This window comes from Burkholderia sp. MBR-1 (assembly GCF_013822785.1).
Lineage (GTDB): Bacteria > Pseudomonadota > Gammaproteobacteria > Burkholderiales > Burkholderiaceae > Burkholderia > Burkholderia vietnamiensis.
In genome coordinates, this window is the sequence record NZ_CP053609.1 from 3,055,184 (window position 1) to 3,073,484 (window position 18,301).

14 protein-coding genes and 1 other RNA gene are annotated in these 18,301 nt (G+C 67.0%); 4 read left to right on the plus strand and 11 right to left on the minus strand.

Annotation, left to right across the window (positions count from 1 at the left end; all coding sequences use genetic code 11):
• Window positions 1–188 precede the first annotated feature (188 nt).
• Together rpsI and rplM are read right to left on the minus strand one after the other, a co-directional pair.
• Window positions 189–581: a 30S ribosomal protein S9 gene (gene rpsI, locus MBR110_RS14125; protein WP_011883283.1), complete on the minus strand. Its 393-nt coding sequence runs from the start codon at window positions 579–581 to the stop codon at window positions 189–191.
• 11 nt (window positions 582–592) lie between these two features.
• Entirely contained in the window at window positions 593–1,021 is a 429-nt protein-coding gene (gene rplM / locus MBR110_RS14130) for a 50S ribosomal protein L13 (RefSeq protein WP_009687896.1), read from the minus strand.
• Between the two features lie 311 nt (window positions 1,022–1,332).
• Here rplM and MBR110_RS14135 point away from each other — a divergent pair, with 311 nt between their 5' ends.
• Together MBR110_RS14135 and MBR110_RS14140 are read left to right on the plus strand one after the other, a co-directional pair.
• Window positions 1,333–1,638 carry a DUF1090 family protein gene (locus MBR110_RS14135; protein ID WP_059736008.1) on the plus strand — a complete coding sequence of 102 codons (306 nt, stop codon included), beginning with the start codon at window positions 1,333–1,335 and terminating at the stop codon, window positions 1,636–1,638.
• A 575-nt stretch (window positions 1,639–2,213) separates the two neighbouring features.
• The gene (locus MBR110_RS14140) at window positions 2,214–2,678 is read left to right on the plus strand and encodes an OsmC family protein (RefSeq protein WP_072465471.1); all 465 of its coding nucleotides are present in this window, start codon (window positions 2,214–2,216) and stop codon (window positions 2,676–2,678) included.
• Between the two features lie 68 nt (window positions 2,679–2,746).
• On the opposite strand, the gene rnpB is transcribed toward MBR110_RS14140, so the two are convergent.
• The 3 genes from rnpB to pyrC form a co-directional block, all read right to left on the minus strand.
• Window positions 2,747–3,158, minus strand: an RNA gene (gene rnpB, locus MBR110_RS14145) — RNase P RNA component class A.
• Window positions 3,159–3,170: 12 nt separating this feature from the next.
• On the minus strand, window positions 3,171–4,052 hold the full coding sequence (locus MBR110_RS14150) for a DUF3025 domain-containing protein (RefSeq protein ID WP_181709099.1): 882 nt from the start codon (window positions 4,050–4,052) through the stop codon (window positions 3,171–3,173).
• Window positions 4,049–5,113, minus strand: coding sequence for a dihydroorotase (gene pyrC, locus MBR110_RS14155; protein WP_034194154.1), 1,065 nt, complete (start codon window positions 5,111–5,113; stop codon window positions 4,049–4,051). The genes MBR110_RS14150 and pyrC overlap by 4 nt, the downstream gene beginning before the upstream one ends.
• Before the next feature lie 209 nt (window positions 5,114–5,322).
• On the opposite strand from pyrC, the gene MBR110_RS14160 reads away from it, so the two are divergent.
• Both MBR110_RS14160 and MBR110_RS14165 read left to right on the plus strand, forming a co-directional pair.
• The gene (locus MBR110_RS14160; RefSeq protein WP_045578532.1) at window positions 5,323–6,234 is read left to right on the plus strand and encodes a class II glutamine amidotransferase; all 912 of its coding nucleotides are present in this window, start codon (window positions 5,323–5,325) and stop codon (window positions 6,232–6,234) included.
• A 627-nt stretch (window positions 6,235–6,861) separates the two neighbouring features.
• On the plus strand, window positions 6,862–12,111 hold the full coding sequence (locus tag MBR110_RS14165) for an autotransporter outer membrane beta-barrel domain-containing protein (protein ID WP_181709100.1): 5,250 nt from the start codon (window positions 6,862–6,864) through the stop codon (window positions 12,109–12,111).
• 117 nt (window positions 12,112–12,228) lie between these two features.
• On the opposite strand, the gene MBR110_RS14170 is transcribed toward MBR110_RS14165, so the two are convergent.
• The 6 genes from MBR110_RS14170 to MBR110_RS14195 form a co-directional block, all read right to left on the minus strand.
• Window positions 12,229–12,954 (minus strand): amino acid ABC transporter ATP-binding protein, encoded by a 726-nt coding sequence (locus MBR110_RS14170; RefSeq protein ID WP_011883277.1) that lies wholly within the window; start codon window positions 12,952–12,954, stop codon window positions 12,229–12,231.
• Window positions 12,951–13,628, minus strand: coding sequence for a glutamate/aspartate ABC transporter permease GltK (gene gltK, locus MBR110_RS14175; RefSeq protein WP_011883276.1), 678 nt, complete (start codon window positions 13,626–13,628; stop codon window positions 12,951–12,953). The genes MBR110_RS14170 and gltK overlap by 4 nt, the downstream gene beginning before the upstream one ends.
• A complete protein-coding gene (locus MBR110_RS14180) occupies window positions 13,628–14,368 on the minus strand; it encodes an amino acid ABC transporter permease (RefSeq protein WP_045578534.1) in 741 nt (246 codons plus the stop codon). The genes gltK and MBR110_RS14180 overlap by 1 nt, the downstream gene beginning before the upstream one ends.
• 84 nt (window positions 14,369–14,452) lie before the next feature.
• The gene (locus MBR110_RS14185) at window positions 14,453–15,346 is read right to left on the minus strand and encodes a glutamate/aspartate ABC transporter substrate-binding protein (RefSeq protein WP_011883274.1); all 894 of its coding nucleotides are present in this window, start codon (window positions 15,344–15,346) and stop codon (window positions 14,453–14,455) included.
• 252 nt (window positions 15,347–15,598) lie between these two features.
• Complete coding sequence (locus tag MBR110_RS14190; protein WP_011883273.1) at window positions 15,599–16,885, minus strand: Glu/Leu/Phe/Val family dehydrogenase; 1,287 nt, start codon at window positions 16,883–16,885, stop codon at window positions 15,599–15,601.
• A gap of 401 nt (window positions 16,886–17,286) precedes the next feature.
• Complete coding sequence (locus MBR110_RS14195; protein ID WP_011883272.1) at window positions 17,287–18,240, minus strand: LysR substrate-binding domain-containing protein; 954 nt, start codon at window positions 18,238–18,240, stop codon at window positions 17,287–17,289.
• Window positions 18,241–18,301 lie beyond the last annotated feature (61 nt).

Consider the following 18,301-nt stretch of genomic DNA (forward strand, 5'->3'; position numbering starts at 1 on the left):
TTAGCCGCTATTGTAGGGCGGATCAGAAGATCGTGCCGATGTCCATGAAATCAATAGGTTCTTGTTGATTTCGGTAAAGCGAACGCCATGGGCACCCGCGTCGAGCGGGCATAAAAAAACCGCCAGCGTGAAAGCTGGCGGTTTTTTCGGCGGACACCGCCCGAAAGCGGCGTGGCCATGAAGCAGAATTAACGCTTCGAGAACTGCTTTGCGCGGCGTGCCTTGCGCAGACCGACCTTCTTACGCTCGACTTCACGCGCATCGCGCGTGACGAAGCCTGCGTTCGACAGCGACGGCTTGAGCGTCGCATCGTAGTCGATCAATGCACGGGTGATGCCGTGACGCACTGCGCCTGCCTGACCCGTCTCACCGCCGCCGTTGACGTTGACCTTGATGTCGAACGTCTGGCCGTGGTTCGTGAGTTCCAGCGGTTGACGCACGATCATCAGCGACGTTTCGCGCGAGAAGTAGTCAGCGATGGGCTTGCCGTTGACGATGATGTCGCCCTTGCCAGCCTTGATGAAGACACGTGCGACTGCGCTCTTGCGGCGGCCCGTACCGTAGTTCCAGTTACCGATCATGTGGGCTCCCCTTAGATCTCGAGCGCCTTCGGCTGTTGAGCCGAGTGCGGATGCGTCGCTTCTGCGTAGACCTTCAGCTTCTTGATCATCGCGTAGCCGAGCGGGCCCTTCGGCAGCATGCCCTTGACCGCCTTCTCGAGCGCACGGCCCGGGAAGCGTTCCTGCATCTTGCCGAACGTCGTTTCATAAATGCCGCCCGGGTAGCCCGAGTGACGGTAGTACTTCTTGTCCAGCGTCTTGTTGCCCGTGACCTTCAACTTGCTCGCGTTGATGATGATGATGAAATCACCAGTGTCGACGTGCGGGGTGAACTCAGGCTTGTGCTTGCCGCGCAGACGGCGTGCCACTTCGCTGGCAACACGGCCGAGAACCTTATCCGTCGCGTCAATCACGTACCATTCGCGCGTCACCTCATGGGCTTTTGCGGAAAACGTCTTCATGATCGATCCAAAAAAAATGCTTTGCCCGATGTGTTCTTCCTGCTTGTCTGAGTGCGCTTCGAGGCGCGGTGCAGGCTCTCCCTGTTCTTTTTCCGTGGGCATGAATGCGGAAAAGCCCTGAATTATAAAGGAAATACCACAGGGCGGTCAAAGAGAATCCGTGGCCCGCGCCGGCGGCGCCCGAAATCGGCGAAAATTCCGGCGTGCCGTGCCGCACCGGGCGATCCGAGCGCCCGGCGGCGCACCCGTCGCGCGCTGCACATGACCTTGCCGCGCGCGACCGGCCGACCACGAAAAAACAACAAGCAAGCATGATGAAACAAGGACTTATGCCCATTTTCGCGGCCGCCCTGCTGGCTACCGCCGTCCCCGCGAGCGCCGCCCAGCAGGCCTGCGAGGCCAAGCTCGCCGCACTCGACGCGCGCATCGCCGACGCGCGCGAATCCCATACCGAGGAACGCGTCGCCCGCCTGCGCGCGGTGCGCGAGCGCGTACGCCATTTCTGCGCACACGAACAGGGCGACGTTTCGGCCAGCGACGCCCAGGCAACGCCGACGCAGCCGACCAGCACGCCGGCACGGCCGGCGCCGCGGCCGGCGGCGAGGCAGCCCGTCTGATCGGTGTCGAACCGCTGTCGAGCGGGGGCCATAGCGGCCTCGAGCCGGTGTCGAACACCTGTCGAACCGCTATAGAACCAATGTCGGCGCGCTCGCCCGCTGCCGAAGCGCCGCCCACCCGCCGCAAAAGCGCCGCGGATTCGCCGCTCTCAAAGCGCTTTCAGACCGCGCAACCGGCGCGCCAATGTTTGCATTGGACGAAAAAAAGCCCGAACGTTTGGTTCGGGCTTAATCCACCTTTGGAGGAGGGTGGAGGAGACATTCGGAGGTTGCCGCAGCGCGACAACCAATGGAGCTCATTATACGAATGCCCCTCCGACTTCACAAGAAAATCTGCATTACGAAATCCAAAACCATAATGCGGAATTCCAGATGCACACTGGGCCTCATGGATTTCCCCTTTCAAATCAGTTGCATAGCTGAAAACGCCGCGCCAATCGTCCCGCCCCGCCTAGAGTAAAACCCCTAAAGCCAGCAGGGAAATACCAGCCAAATGGCCGACGCGACGCCGCCCAGGCCGGCTCGCCGTTTCGCGTCGTGCAGTGCATCAGCCGACCGTTGCGCAGCGGGCTACAATGCCGGATCGAATCCGAATCAGGCAACGCTGGAGCGCAAGCATGGAATGCAAAGTAAGCTGGATGGGTCAAGACGGGATGGCGTTTTCGGCCCAGACCGGAAGCGGGCACCTCGTCGCGATGGACGGCGCGCCGGAAGGCGGCGGACATAACCTCGCTCCGCGCCCGATGGAAATGGTGCTGGTCGGCACCGGCGGCTGCACCGCGTACGACGTCGTGCTGATCCTGAAGAAGAGCCGCCAGGAAGTCACCGGCTGCTCGGTCACGCTGAAGGCCGAGCGCGCAAGCGAGGACCCGAAGGTGTTCACGAAGGTCCACTTCCACTTCACCGTCACGGGCCGCAACCTGAACCCGGCCACGGTCGAGCGCGCGATCAACCTGTCGCACGACAAATACTGCTCCGCGTCGATCATGATCGCGAAGACGGCCGAGCTCACGCATTCGTTCGACATCGTCGCCGACTAAGCGCGCTGCGCCGACGCAATAAAAAGGGCCGGCGCTCCCGATGGAGCGCCGGCCCTTGTGCATTCGAACGGCAAAGCAGGCCGATAAGCCGGATTCTGTGCACGCCGCACGCCGAAGCGCGCCGCGCGTGGCAGCCATTCCTCTAGGCGCGCCATTGCTGACGCGCTCAAGCTTCCTACCCGCAGACGAGACGGGGGCCCCGTCCTGCATCCGAAAATGCGCGCCTGCCTACTTGGAATTGCTCCGGGTGGAGGTTACCGTGCCGGCGAACGTCGCCGTCGCCGCGGTGCGCTCTTACCGCACCGTTTCACCCTTACCTGATCCCGGCTTGCGCCGGGCCATCGGCGGTTTGCTTTCTGTTGCCCTGTTCCGCGTGTCGCCACGGATGGCCGTTAGCCATCACCCTGCCCTGTGGAGTCCGGACTTTCCTCGCCCCCGCCTGCCCGAAGGCGGCGAGGCCGCGACTGCCTGGCCTGCTTTGCGACGCGCATTCTAGCACTGCGCGCCGCCGCCCGCAGCGCGCGCGGCGTCCGTCCGTCGACCGCTGCGGAACACGGCCGGGTCGTCGTAGAACGCCGGCGCGGCGTTCGCGTCGCACCAGCCCGGCACGCCGAGCACCGGCAGCGGCGCGAAATCGCGGCTCGTCAGCGCGCGCGTCGCGAGTTCGTCGGCGATCCGTGCGTCGAGATGCGCGGCGCGGCGCGCGTCGGGCCACGAGAAGTAGTCGTCGCTGACTTCGACGATCCACGCGTGCGCGGTACACGACTTGTACGGCGCCACCAGCTTCTCGAGCAGCGCATGGCCGACGAGGCGCGCCTCGCAGCGCGTACCCCACGCGGCGCGCGAGCTCACCAGCAGACGTTGCCAGTCGAAGCCGCGCAGTGCGTCGGCGAGCGCGCGCTCGGCCGTCACGAACAACGCCGCATTCTCGTCGAACACCGTGAGGGCATCGCGCAGCGACCCGCGCACCGGCCCGACGCCGCCCGCGGCGTCGATCGCCGCGGCCTGCCGTGCGTTCAGCGCGGCCTTGGTGCGTGGATAGGCGAGCCACACGAGCGCATTGAAGAAGTCGTGAAGATTGTGGCGGGTCGGCACGCGCCCCGTGTCGGCGATGTGGGTTTCGTATGCGACGCCGGGCGGCAGTTCGGCCTGCGGCACGAAGCGCAGCGGCCTGCCGCGCCCGCTCGCGCGTGCGCCGGCCGCGTCGCCCAATGCATCGAGCAAGGCGGCTTCGCCCGCGAGCGCGGCCACCTGCAGCAAGCGGCCCGGCTCGTCGTACTGCGCGAGCCACGGCGCGGACCAGTCGATCCGCGCGAATTGCGCCGTCCCGCCGTCGGCCGCGTGAGCGGCGGCGCGCGGCGGCGCGACGCTCACGCGAACTTCCAGCCGATCGTCTCGCCGGCGCGCAGCGGCACGACAGGCGTATCGCCCGCGAACACCTCGGTCGGCAGCTCCCAGGTCTCGCGGCGCAGTGTGACCGTGTCGGTGCTGTGCGCCAGGCCGTAGAAATCGGCGCCGAAGCGGCTCGCGAAATTCTCCAGTTTGTCGAGCGCGCCGGCCTGGTCGAACGCTTCCGCATACAGCTCGAGCGCGTGCAGCGCCGTGTAGCAGCCGGCGCAGCCGCAGGCGGTTTCCTTCGCGCCGCGCGCATGCGGCGCGCTGTCGGTGCCGAGGAAGAAGCGCGGGTTGCCGGAGGTCGCCGCTTCGACGAGCGCGACGCGGTGCGTCTCGCGCTTGAGCACCGGCAGGCAGTAGTAATGCGGGCGAATGCCGCCGACGAACAGCGCGTTGCGGCTGTACAGCAGATGCTGCGGCGTGATCGTCGCGCCGAGCAGGCCCGGCGCCGCATCGGCGTCGCGCACGTAGTCGGCCGCATCCTTCGTCGTGATGTGCTCGAACACGACCTTCAGCGCAGGGAAATCGCGGCGCAGCGGCGTCATCACGCGGTCGATGAACACCTTCTCGCGATCGAACATGTCGATCGACGGGTCCGTCACCTCGCCGTGCACGAGCAGCGGCATGCCGGTTTCCTGCATCGCCTCGAGCGTCTTCGCGCACTTCGCGAGGTCGCTCACGCCGTGATCCGAGTTCGTCGTCGCGCCGGCCGGATACAGCTTCACGCCGTGCACGAAGCCGCTGTCGCGCGCGCGACGAACTTCGTCGGGCGCCGTGTTGTCGGTCAGGTACAGCGTCATCAGCGGCTCGAACGCGCTGCCGGCCGGCAGCGCGGCCAGGATCCGGTCGCGATAGGCCTGCGCGTGCGCGGTCGTCGTGACGGGCGGCTTCAGGTTCGGCATCACGATCGCGCGCGCGAACTGGCGTGCGGTGTGCGGCAGCACCGCGGCCAGCATGTCGCCGTCGCGCAGGTGCAGATGCAGGTCGTCGGGACGGGCGAGCGTGAGCGTCGCCGGGGAGGAAGCGTTCGAGGCAGTCATAGGAGGCGTCGTGAGGAACGGGCTGGCCATCGAGGATCGGCGGGGCCGGAGCACGCGTGCACGGGCCGACTGACGGCAAACCGCAACACGGGGCCTTGGGCCGGCGGAATCCGCTTTTTACCGCTCGAGGCTCGGTGATATGCTAGGAGCCATATTGTACCGGGGTTCACCCGGTTGGTTACCCTGCTTCCGCCCCCGCCCCAAGTAAAATGTGCCAACTCCTAGGAATGAACTGCGCCGCGCCGACGGACGTCACATTCTCCTTCACTGGTTTCGCGGCCCGGGGCGGCCTCACCGATCACCACGCCGACGGCTGGGGCATCGCGTTCTTCGAGGACAAGGCCTGCCGTCTGTTCATCGATCAGCAGGCCTCGGCCACGTCGCCGCTCGCCGAAATGGTGAAGCGCTATCCGATCAAGTCGAAGAACACGATCGCGCATATCCGCAAGGCCACGCAAGGCCATATCCTGCTCGAGAACAGCCACCCCTTCATGCGCGAGCTGTGGGGGCGTCACTGGATCTTCGCGCATAACGGCGATCTGCAGGACTACGAACCCGATCTCGACGGCAGCGTCTACCACCCGGTCGGCACGACCGACAGCGAGAAGGCGTTCTGCGTGCTGATGCAAGGGCTGCGCGAGGCATTCCCCGGCGCACAGCCGCCGCTGCCGGAGCTGTTCGAGCGCGTCAGTGAGTTGACGCGCGACATCACCGATCACGGCGTATTCAACTTCCTGATGTCGAACGGCCAGGCGCTGTTCGCGCACTGCTCGACGCGGCTGCACTACATCGTGCGGCGCTGGCCGTTCTCCACCGCGCATCTGGTCGACGAAGACCTGTCGATCGACTTCGCGAAATACACGACGCCCGAAGATCGCGTCGCGGTGATCGCCACGCAGCCGCTGACCGACAACGAAGTCTGGACGTCGTTCGAGCCCGGCGAGCTGATCATGTTCCAGTGCGGCGACGTCGCCGCGCGGACGCGGATTCCGGTGCCGGAGCGCGTGCTCGAGAAGCTGCGCAACCCGGCGCTCGACGCGTCGGCCTCGGCGCCGTGCGGCGGCACGCGTCGCGAGGCGCTGGCCGCCGCGGACGACGCCGACGACGCGATCGATTTCTGAGCCGCACGCGCCGCCCTTCCTTCACCGTCGCAGCATGACGAAGCGACCGCGGAACGACCGCGGCCCGGCCGGCCGCGCGACGAGCCATTGCCGAACAGCGCGCCGCTCGTTCGCCGGCAATCGGTTTTCGTTTCAATCAAACCACAATGACGCGCGCCAAACCGCGGCAACGCAGCATTAACTTGATTTAATCAACGTTCACGCGAAAATAATATATACGCGATAAAACGGAACGCCTTTTAAATCCCCGCCCATCTTCCGGAAGCCATATTCTATCGCAGCGCCGTTTTGGAACAGTGCGCCAGCCCACCGTCGAGCGACGGGATTACCCCGCCTCGCACGATATCACTCAAGCCTTTACCAGAAAGGCTTTCGGTTCGATTCATCACATAATTCAAAAATACCGGACCGAGTCGACATTATCACAACGGCACTCATTTTTTTGATAATCCTTCGCGATTCAGATCAGTAGACTCCGCTCATCCTCGGTATATCGAAAAGCGATTCACGTGACGACGGCAATGCGGCCAATGGCGCGCACGCCGGCTCGAACCATTTTCGGCCGCGGAATGCGCTTTCACCGCGCCGCGGTGGATATCACTTCAAAAAAAGCAAAGAGGGGTTGTCGTGAATCACTCATTTCGATCGATATGGAGCGAAGCCGCCGGCTGCTGGGTCGCGGTTGCGGAGACGGCCCGGGCACGCGGCAAGCGCTCGGGCAGCACATCTGTCGGCACATCGGCCACGAGCCGTCGCGCGAGCCGCGACGCGATCCGGCTGGCGCCGCTGCGCGCCGCGATGGCCGGCGCTGCATTCGCCGCGCTGTCGGCCGGCGCCGCACATGCATCGACCTGCGGCGACGGGTCGGCGGTCGCGAGCGGCGGCAGCTGCACCGTCGGCAGCTTCAGCCCGACCGTGAACGACAACCTGGCCGGGGCGACGACCGTCACGGGCGGCGATACCGTCGCCGCCACCGGCGCATGGACCAGCCAGAACGGCGGCGACGCCGGCTACACGCGCGTCCCGCTCGGCACGACCACGATCGTGACGGGCAATCCCGACCAGCCGCTGGTCTCGCTCGGCGGCAAGACGCAGAGCGTCAGCACGCCCGATTCGATCACCGGCACCCACGCATCGGTCGCGACCTACAACTCGTCCGCGTTCGCCGGATCGACGCTCGGCGCGACCTACGTGCCCCTCTATCACGACGTCGACGGCAACCAGTACCTGAACACGCGGATCGGCACCGTCGAGCGCTCGGGCGGCACACTGAACGTGTCGCTCGGCAACGCGGCGAACGCGCCCGACGCGGCCGGCAACGCGATCACGATCGCGGCGAAGCAGACGGACCTCGCCTTCGCGGACGGCACCGGCACCGCGTCAAGCGTCGTCAACTGGAACTCGCGCAACCAGGTGCTGTTCACGACCGGCGACTACGTCGAGGCCGGCGGCGCGGTGGGCAACCTGCAGCTCGACGTGCCGGCCTACGCGGGCACCTTCACCGCGTTCGACGGCAGCCGCTGGCGCGTCGACGACGCCGCGTCGCTCGCCGCATACAACGACTTTCTCGTACGCTCGGTCCGCAGCGGCGCGCTCGGCTCGCAAGCCGCGTACGACAGCGCGTTCAGCCAGGCCGTCACGTTCTCGCGGCAGACCTTCCAGTACGCGAACGACGTGTCGGCCGGCGACAAGAACACGTTGCCGATCGACCATCTGGCCGCGCTGCACGGCACCGGCGCGAACGCGACGCTGCATATCGGCCGAGACGGCCAGATCGACTTCCGCGGCACCAGCGCGATCGAGTCGAGCTCGGCGGTGCTCGCGGAAAACGGCGCGCAGTTCGTCAACGACGGCAGCCTGTCGGGCGACTTCACGCTCGTGCGGCTGCTCACCGGTGCGAGCGGCGTCAACAACGGCGTGATCTCGTCCGGCTACGCGGCCGGCGAGAACTTCGACACCGCCGGCGCCGCGCCGCCAGAGAACTTCGGCTTCCACGCCTACACCGAGGGCAACGGCGTGTACGCGAACGGCGCGGGCACCACATTCGTGAACAACGGCGTGATGAACGTCGCCGCATGGACGCTCGACGGCAACCGGCCGACCCTGCTCAGCTACGCGATCGCGGCGACCGACGGCGCAACCGCGTCGAACGCCGGCACGCTGAACGTCGGCGTCAACGCAACCACGCTCGACAGCCAGGTGATCGGCGGCCTCGCGGACGGCGGCGCCTTCACCAACGAGGCCGGCGGCACGATCTACGTCGGACGCGCGGCGCAGTACCGGCCGGGCGCGGCGGCGGCCGACGTCGCGCTGTCCGCGCACGGCTACGGCATCCTGCTCGGCGCATCGGGCACGGTCGCGAACCTCGGCTCGATCGTGATCGGCTCCCAGACGCAGAACGGCGCCGCGATGGCGAGCATCGGCTCGTCGTCCGGCACGCTGCGCAACGCCGGCACGATCGTCGTGAACGGTGCGGCGCCCGGCACGCCGCTCGCGAACGTCGGGATGCTCGCGGCCGACACGGCCGCGACCGTGACCAACACGGGCACGATCACGCTGAACGGCGTGAACGGCATCGGCATCATGGTGGTCGGCACCGGCTCGACCGCCACGGCCGCGACGTCGACCGGCACGATCGACGTCGCCGGCGGGCTGGACGCGGCGTCGGACACACGCAATTACGGCGTCTGGGCCGAAGGCCCGCGCGCGAAGGCCACGCTCGACGGCGCGCTCGACCTGACCGGCAATGGCGCGATCGGCGCCCACGCGCGCGCGGGCGCCGCGATCGACGTCGGCGCGAACGCCGTGCCGCGCTTCACGTCCGGTACGAACCAGATCGGCTTCTACGTGTACGGCGCAGGCTCGACGATCAACGTGGCCGCGCAGCGGCTGAGCGTCGATACCGACGACTCGACGCTGTTCCGCATCGCAGCCGGCGCGGCCTACACGGGCGCGTCGGCCGCCGGCACGCTGACGACCGACGTGAACGGCGAGCGCGCGCGCGGCGTGCTCGCGACCGGCGCCGGCACGACGCTGTCGACCGGCTCCGCGACCTACAACGTGCGCGGCGCGAACGGCATCGCGGTGGCGGTCGAGGGCGGCGCACACGGCACGATCGACGCCGGCGCGACGATCAACCTGAACGCGGCGGGCGCCACGGCGGGCGTGGTCGACGGCCAGGCCCACGACCTGGCCGGCGCGAACGCCGGCGCGCCGGTCGCGACGGTGCTCGGCAACGACGCGGCCGTCATGTCGTCGAGCGCCGGCGTGACCGGGTTCGTCGCGCGCAACCTCGGCACGCTGGAGAACCGCAACGCGGTGCTGCTGACCGGCGCCGGCTCGACCGGCGTCGCGATCGGCGCGCTCGGCACGGTCGACAACATGTCGACGATCCGCGTGTCGGACGGCACCGGCGCGCTCGTGCAAGGCGCGTCGGCCGTGCTGAACAACGCGGGCACGATCGGCGCCGACGACGGCGTCGCCGGCGTGCATCTGACCGGCGCGGGCGCGTCGGTCGTGCTGTCGGGCGCGGGCACCATCGTCGCGAACGGGAGCGCGCACGGCGTGCTGATCGACTCGAGCGTCGCGAACGGCGCGCTCGCGGCCGGCGCGACGTCGATCGCGGTGGGCGGCGGCGGCGCCGGCATCGACAACCTCGGTACCAACACGACGATCGTGCTGTCGGGCACGCAGATCGGCACGACCGGCAACGGCGCCGACGGCATCTCGTCGACGGGCGCGGGCACGCGCATCGCGACCGATGCGGCGAGCGTCGTGCGCACCGCGGGCGAAAATGCGCGCGGCATCGTCGTGGCCGGCGCCGATGCGACGCTGGCCGCCGACGGCACCACCGTCTCGACCACCGGCGCCGGCGCGCATGGGCTGGTCGTCGGCGGCGGCGCGACCGCGCTGCTGTCGGGCGCGAAGATCGCGGCGGCGGGCGCGGCAGCCGACGGCGTCGTCGCGCAAAACGGCGGCCGGATCGGCGACACCGGCTCGACGCTCACGAGCGCGGCCGGCAACGGCGCGACCGTCGACGGCGGCGGCGCGCTCGCGCTGACCGGCACGACGCTCCACGGCGCGACGGCCGGCTTGCTGAGCGTCGACTCGCGGGCGAGCGGCGCGACGAGTTCGGTGCTGATCGACGGCGGCAGCGTCGCGTCGGTCGCCGGCCCGGCGTTCGCCGCGCGCGGCGGCGCGGTCGACATCGCGGTACGCAACAGCACCATCGTGACGGCCGGCAACGGCACGCTGCTCGACCTCGCGAACGGCAGCGTCGCGCGCTTCGACGCTTCGGCCGTGACGCTGGCCGGCGACATCGTGTCGGACGCGTCGAGCACCGGCACCGTGTCGCTGACGAACGGCACGACGCTGACGGGCAAGATCGATCCGGTCGCGCTGAACGTCGACGCGACGAGCGCATGGCGGATCACCGGCAACTCGGTGCTGAGCAGCCTGAACAACGCGGGCCTGGTCGCATTCGCCGCGCCGTCGGGCGCGGCGACGGCGGCGGGCAGCTACAAGACGCTGACCACCGGCGGCTACGTCGGCAACGGCGGCACGATCGCGCTGAACACCTATCTCGGCGCCGACGCGTCGCCGACCGACCGGCTGATCGTGAACGGCGGCGCCGCAAGCGGCACGACGGCGCTGAAGATCGCGAACACCGCCGGCAGCGGCGCGCAGACGACCGGCGACGGCATTCCGGTGGTGGTCACGGCGAACGGCGGCACGACGGCCGCGTCCGCGTTCCATCTCGCCGGCCCGGTCCAGGCCGGCGCATACGAATACCGGCTCTATCGCGGCGGCCAGCTCGACGCGAACGGCTGGTATCTGCGCTCGCAGCTCGATCCGTCCAACCAGGTCATCGCGGTCGGCCCGCTGACCGCCGGCGGCGGCGCCGGCACGCTCGCGTACCGTCCGGGCGTCGCGGGCTTCGCGATGACGCCGCTCCTGAACGCCGACTACGGCTTCTCGACGCTCGGCAAGCTGCACGAGCGCGTCGGCGACGTGTACAACGTCGACAAGCAGGCGCCCGGCAATCGCGACGGCGTGTGGGGCCGCATCGGCGGACAGAGCTTCGATGCGAACGCGGGCCGCTTCGCGGCCGACGAGCGCACCTTCTTCGCGCAGTTCGGCAAGGACTGGACGCTCGACCAAGCGCCAGGCGGCGGCAGCACGCATGCGGGCGTGACGGCGAGCATCGGCGTGTCGAATGCGAGCTTCAGCGATCTGGCGCGCGCCGATGCGCCGGGCCTGTCGACGTCGACCGGCTCGGTCGAGATGCACGCGCAGAGCGCCGGCGGCTACTGGACGCGCTATCTGGCCGACGGCACCTACTTCGACAGCGTCGGGCAGGTCACGCACTACGGCAACCGCTATCGCGACAGCTACGGCAACGACGCATCGCAGAACGGCTTCGGCATCGCGCTGTCGCAGGAAGCCGGCAAGCCGTTCGGCATCGGCGCCACGCCGATCGCGATCGAACCGCAGGCGCAGCTGATGTATCAGTACCTGAAGCTGAACGGGTTCAACGACAGCGTGTCGGCGGTGTCGGGCACGACGAGCCACGCGCTGCGCGGACGCCTCGGCGTACGGATGTTCCGGCCGAACCTCGGGGCGAGCGCGTTGGGCGCGGCGACGCCGTATTTCACGGCCGACGTGCTGCACGACTTCCTGTCGCCGGGCCAGACCGTCGTCGGCGGCACGCCGTTCGCGACGCATCTGGGCCGCACGTGGTACGAGCTCGGCCTCGGCGTGACCGCGGCCTTCGGCAAGTCGGGCACGCTGTACGCGAACGTCAAATACGCGCGCAACATCGGCGGCGACTACCGGCGCAGCGTCACCGGCCAGGCCGGCTACCGCTACAGCTGGTAACGCAGGACGCGTCGCGTCGCCCGTGCGCCGCTGCCGTTCGGCGGCAGCGGCCGAAAAAAAACCGCCCGGCGCTGGGCCGGGCGGTTCGTCGAAGCGGCGTGCGCTACACGGGAGCGTTCAGTGGAGGATTTTCGCGAGGAAGTCCTTCGCGCGATCCGACTTCGGATTCGAGAAGAAATCGTCCTTGCGGTCGTCCTCGACGATCGCGCCCTTGTCCATGAAGATCACGCGATGGGCGACCTTCTTCGCGAAGCCCATTTCGTGCGTGACGACCATCATCGTCATCCCTTCCTGCGCGAGTTCGACCATCACGTCGAGCACCTCGTTGATCATTTCCGGATCGAGCGCGGAGGTCGGCTCGTCGAACAGCATCGCGATCGGGTCCATCGACAGCGCGCGCGCGATCGCGACGCGTTGCTGCTGGCCGCCCGACAGCTGGCCCGGAAACTTGTGCGCGTGCGCCTTCAGCCCGACGCGATCGAGCAGCTTCAAGCCCTTGTCGGTCGCCTCGTCCTTGCTGCGGCCGAGCACCTTGATCTGCGCGAGCGTCAGGTTCTCGGTGATCGACAGGTGCGGGAACAGCTCGAAATGCTGGAACACCATCCCGACCTTCGAGCGCAGCTTCGACAGGTTCGTCTTCTTGTCGCCGACCGACTGGCCGTTCACGAGGATCTCGCCCTGCTGGAACGGCTCCAGGCCGTTGACCGTCTTGATCAGCGTCGACTTGCCCGAGCCCGACGGCCCGCACACCACGACGACCTCGCCCTTGCTGACCTCGGTCGTGCAATCGGTGAGGACCTGAAACTGGCCGTACCACTTCGAAACGTTCTTGATGGAAATCATCTTGTGACCTTTTTCTGGAGACCTTTGACGAGGGCAGAAGCCAACGAGCAAATCACGAAATAGCATGCGCCGGCGAACAGCACCATCTCGACGGTCGTGCCGTCGCGATCGCCGACGTTCGCGGCCGTGCGGAAGAAGTCCGCGAGACTGATCACGTACACGAGCGACGTGTCCTGGAACAGCACGATCGCCTGCGTGAGCAGCAGCGGCACCATCGCGCGAAACGCCTGCGGCAGGATCACGAGGCGCATCGCCTGCGCGTAGTTCATGCCGAGTGCGAACGCGGCGTTCACCTGCCCGCGCGGCACCGCCTGGATGCCGGCGCGAATGATCTCGGAATAATACGCGGCCTCGAACAGCGAGAACGCGACCATCGCCGACGCGAGCCGGATGTCGATCGTCGGCGACAGCCCGAGCACGCCCTGCAGCAGCTGCGGCACGATCAGGAAGAACCACAGCAGCACCATCACGAGCGGGATCGAGCGGAACACCGTCACGTAGCCCTTCGCGAACCACGCGAGCGGCTTCACGCCGGACAGCCGCATCAGCGCCAGCAGCGTGCCCCAGACGATGCCGATCACGATCGCGATCAGCGTGATCTTGAACGTGACGATCGCCCCCGTCCACAGCGTCGGTATCGCGCCGGGAATACTACTCCAGTCGAACTGATGCATCACTTGCCTCCGATGTAGCCGGGCAGCCGCGTGCGGCCTTCGATCCAGCGCATGAACGCCATCACGACGAGGTTGATGACCACGTAGGCGAGCGTCACCGCGATGAACGACTCGTAGGTCTGCGCGGTGTAGTCGACCAGCTGGCGCGCCTGCGCGGACAGGTCGAGCAGGCCGATCGTCGATGCGACCGCCGAGTTCTTGAAGATGTTCAGGAACTCCGACGTGAGCGGCGGCACGATGATCCGGTACGCGACCGGCAGCAACACGTAGCGGTACGTCTGCCATTGCGTGAAGCCCATCGCGAGGCCGGCCGCACGCTGGCCCTTCGGCAGCGCGTTGATGCCCGAGCGCACCTGCTCGCACACGCGTGCGCCGGTGAACAGCCCGAGACAGACGATCGACGCGGTGAAGAACTGCGTGCCGGGCGGCAGCTGCTTGATCCAGGTGCCGATCGACGCGGGCAGCAGCTCCGGCACGACCAGGTACCAGACGAAGAACTGCACGATCAGCGGGATGTTGCGGAAGATCGACACGTAGACGGTGCCGAGCGCGGCGAGCCATTGGTTCGGCACGGTGCGCAGCACGCCGAACAGCGAACCGACGATCAGCGCGATGACCCAGGCGACCAGCGACACTTCGATCGTCACCCAGAAGCCGGACATCAGCCATCCGAAGTAAGTCGTCGGCTCGCCGGTCGAGACGGGGCTCAGGAAGACGCCCCAGTTCCAGTGGTAAGACATGGGCAAGACTCCAGCAAAAAGAAACGGAAGAAGCGTGGCCTCTTCCGTTTCAGTAGCGTCATTTCTGCGTCAACGGCGGCGTGGTCAGTCGAGCGCCTTGTCGTTCGGGTTCGCGTACAGCTTCTTCATCGAATCGGACAGCGGGAAGTTCAGGTTCAGCCCCTTCGGCGGGATCGGGTTCTCGAACCACTTCGCGTAGATCTTCGCGGCTTCGCCCGACTTCTCGACTTGCGAGATCGCCTCGTCGACGACCTTCTTGAAGTCCGCATCGCCCTTGCGCATCATGCAGCCGTACGCCTCTTCCGACTGCGGCGTGCCGACGATCACCCATTCGCCCGGCTGCTTCGCCTTCGCGCGCTCGCCTGCGAGCAGCGCGTCGTCCATCATGAACGCGACCGCGCGGCCCGATTCGAGCGTGTTGAACGAGTCGCCGTGGTCCTTCGCGCTGATGATGCTCATGCCGAGCTGCTTGTCGTTGTTCATCTTGCGCAGCAGGCGCTCGGACGTCGTGCCCGCGGTCGTCACGACCGTCTTGCCCTTCAGGTCGGCGAAGTCCTTCACGCCGGAATCCTTCTTCGTCATCAGACGCGTGCCGATCACGAAGATCGTGTCGGAGAACGCGGCCTGCTGCTGACGCTCGAGGTTGTTGGTCGTCGAGCCGCACTCGATGTCGACCGTGCCGTTCTGCACGAGCGGGATGCGGTTCTGCGACGTGACCGGGATGTTCTTCACCTGCAGGTTCGGCAGGTTCAGCTTCTTCTTCACGGCATCCACGACCTTCATCTGGAAGTCGCGCGAATAGCCGACGACCTGCTGGTTCTGGTCATAGTAGGAGAACGGAATCGACGATTCGCGGTGGCCCAGCGCGATCACGCCCGTGTCCTTGATCTTCTTCAGCGTGCCGGTCTCCTGTGCATGCGCGCCGCTCGCGAACGCGCACAGCGCCGCGATCATCAGGACTGCCTTCTGGTATTTCATTTTGGTCATCTCCTTGGCTAAAACCCGCGCCAGTGTATCAAAGTAATATTTTTGAAAGTACTGGTTGTTTACCGCACTACGAATCGTCCTGTGCGTCGCCGTCCTCCCGGCTTCGCGCGGCGCTCTGCGCGCCCGAATGCGCACGCGGGCGACGCCGGATTCGGCATCGCCCGCGAGGGTTCATGTACGCAATCGGGTCGATTGCGTCATGTATCGTTCATAGTGGGCCGAGCGACGCTCGGCCACGCACGATCACGGGTACAGACCGCGCATTTCGCGCGCCATCAGGATGCGCTTGCACGCGACGATGAACGCCGCCGTGCGCACCGACACGTTGTGCTCTTCCGCGACCGCCCATACGCCGGCGAACGCTTCGCGCATCACGCGCTCGAGGCGATGGTTGATCTCGTCTTCGGTCCAGAAGAAGCTCGAGAAATCCTGCACCCACTCGAAGTACGACACGGTCACGCCGCCCGCGTTGGCGATCACGTCGGGGATCACCAGCACGCCGTTCGCGCTCAGGATGTCGTCGGCCGCGGTCGTGGTCGGGCCGTTCGCGCCTTCGACGATGATCTTCGTGCGGATCTTCGACGCGTTCTTCTCGGTGATCTGGTTTTCCAGCGCCGCCGGGATCAGGATGTCGGTTTCGACCGTCCAGAACTCGTCGTTCGGCATCGGCTCCGTGCCCTCGAAACCCGCGACGCCGCCCGTGCGCGCCACGTGGTCGAGCAGCTTGTTCGCGTCGAGGCCGGCCGGCTGATAGATCGTGCCCGTGTGATCCTGCACCGCGATCACCTTCGCGCCCGCTTCCTGGAACAGCTTCGCCGCGATGCCGCCGACGTTGCCGAAGCCCTGCACCGCGATGCGCGCGCCTTCGATTTCGAGGCCCTTCTTCTTCGCCGCTTCGCAGCCGACCACGAACACGCCGCGGCCCGTCGCTTCCTTGCGGCCGAGCGAACCGCCGAGCGAGATCGGCTTGCCGGTCACGACGCCGGTCGACGTCTGGCCCTGGTTCATCGAATACGTGTCCATCATCCACGCCATCACCTGTTCGTTGGTGTTGACGTCCGGCGCCGGAATGTCGGTGTTCGGGCCGATGATGATGCCGATCTCGCTGGTGTAGCGGCGCGTCACGCGCTCGAGCTCACCGCGCGACAGCTTGCGCGGGTCGACGCGGATGCCGCCCTTCGCACCGCCGTACGGCACGTTCACGGCCGCGTTCTTCACCGACATCCATGCCGACAGCGCCATCACTTCCGACAGCGTCACGTCCTGGTGGTAGCGCACGCCGCCCTTGCCCGGACCGCGCGACACGTTGTGCTGCACGCGATAGCCTTCGAAGTGCGCGACGGTGCCGTTGTCGAGCTCGATGGGCACGTCGACGATCAGGATGCGCTTCGGACGCTTCAGCGTTTCGAGCCAGCGCGACAGCGAACCGAGGTACGGCGCGACGCGATCGACCTGCTGAAGATAGTTGCCCCACGGGCCGAGATCGTCGGCGTGCAGGTAGGACGGGATGGACTGCAATTGCGAAGACATGGATGCTCCAACGTTCAACGGATTGCGCACATTGTCGAAAAACCCGTTTTTTTTATCCAATGCCGTTTGCTTATTCGATTATGCGTTTCTTGCATGATCGCGATTTTGCGCAAATCCACGGGCGATTTTCGCAAGAACGGCGGCGAACGGGCAGGGATCGGGTGGGGGAAAAATGCGAGGGATCGGGAGCGCGAGGCGGCTTGCGGCGGGCTGCCTGGGGGGATTGCAAGGGAGCCGTTAGGCGCGGGGGTGGGCGGACGGTTGGACGGTTGGACGGTTGGCGGTTGCGCGACCGTTGGTCGTCTCGGTCATCCCAGCCGTCTCGGTCCGTCCCAGCCGTCTCGGTCATCCCGGCCGTCAGCCGGCCCCATGTCCGCCGTCAATCGACCGTCAACCAGCCCTCACCCAGCCGTTTCACGCAGCTCGTCGCGCACGACTTCCCACAGCGCCCGAACCAGCTTCTGGCGCGGGTCGTCGCCCTGCAGCGCGAGCTTGTCGCAGTAGAGGCGGATATCCATCGTCAGCGTGAACGGATGCGTGCCGCCGCGCGCCGAGCGGTCGAGGCGGATCAGGCTGCCGCTCGCGATCGCGTCCTCGACCGCGCTGTGCGGCAGGAACGCGACGCCGTGGCCCGCGAGCGCCATCGCCTTCAGCCCTTCGGCCATGTCGGTTTCGTACACCCGATCGAGGAACAGCGGCGTCGGCGCATTCGCCACGATGACTTCGGTCATCCGGCCGAGATACGCGTTCGGCGTATACGACAGGTACGGCACGCGCGCCTCGGCGGTGCCCGGCAGCGTGTAGCGCGGCCGGCCCGCGCGCGCCGGCGCGGAAAACGCGCTGATCGGCTCGCTGCCGAGCACCAGCATGTCGTAGCGCGCCGGATCGAGCGCGACCGGATGGCTCGGATGGTGATAGCCCATCACGAGATCGCAGCCGCCTTCGACGAGCGACAGCACCGCGTCGTGCACGTTCAGCGCGCGCAACCGCGTGTGGACCTGCCCCATCTTCGCCTCGATCCGCTGCAGCCAGCGCGGGAAATACGTGAGCGACAGCGTGTGCGGCACCGCGAACTCGATCGTCGGCACCGGCGCGCCGACGTGACCGCGCAGCAGCGTGCGCGCCTCGTGCGCCTGCGACAGCATCGTCAGCGCCTGTTCGTAGAAGATCTGGCCGGCTTGCGTGAGCCGCGTCGGATAGACCGAGCGGTCGATCAGCTCGGTCGCGAGCCACGCCTCGAGCGCCTGGATGCGTCGCGAGAAAGCCGGCTGCGACACGTGGCGCAACTCGGCCGACCGGCTAAAGCTGCGCGTTTCCGCGAGCGAAACGAAGTCTTCGAGCCATTTCAGTTCCATGCGGATCGGGCGCGGCGGGCGGCGGGTCGGGGAGAAGCGAGCATTCTACCGGCCGCCGGCC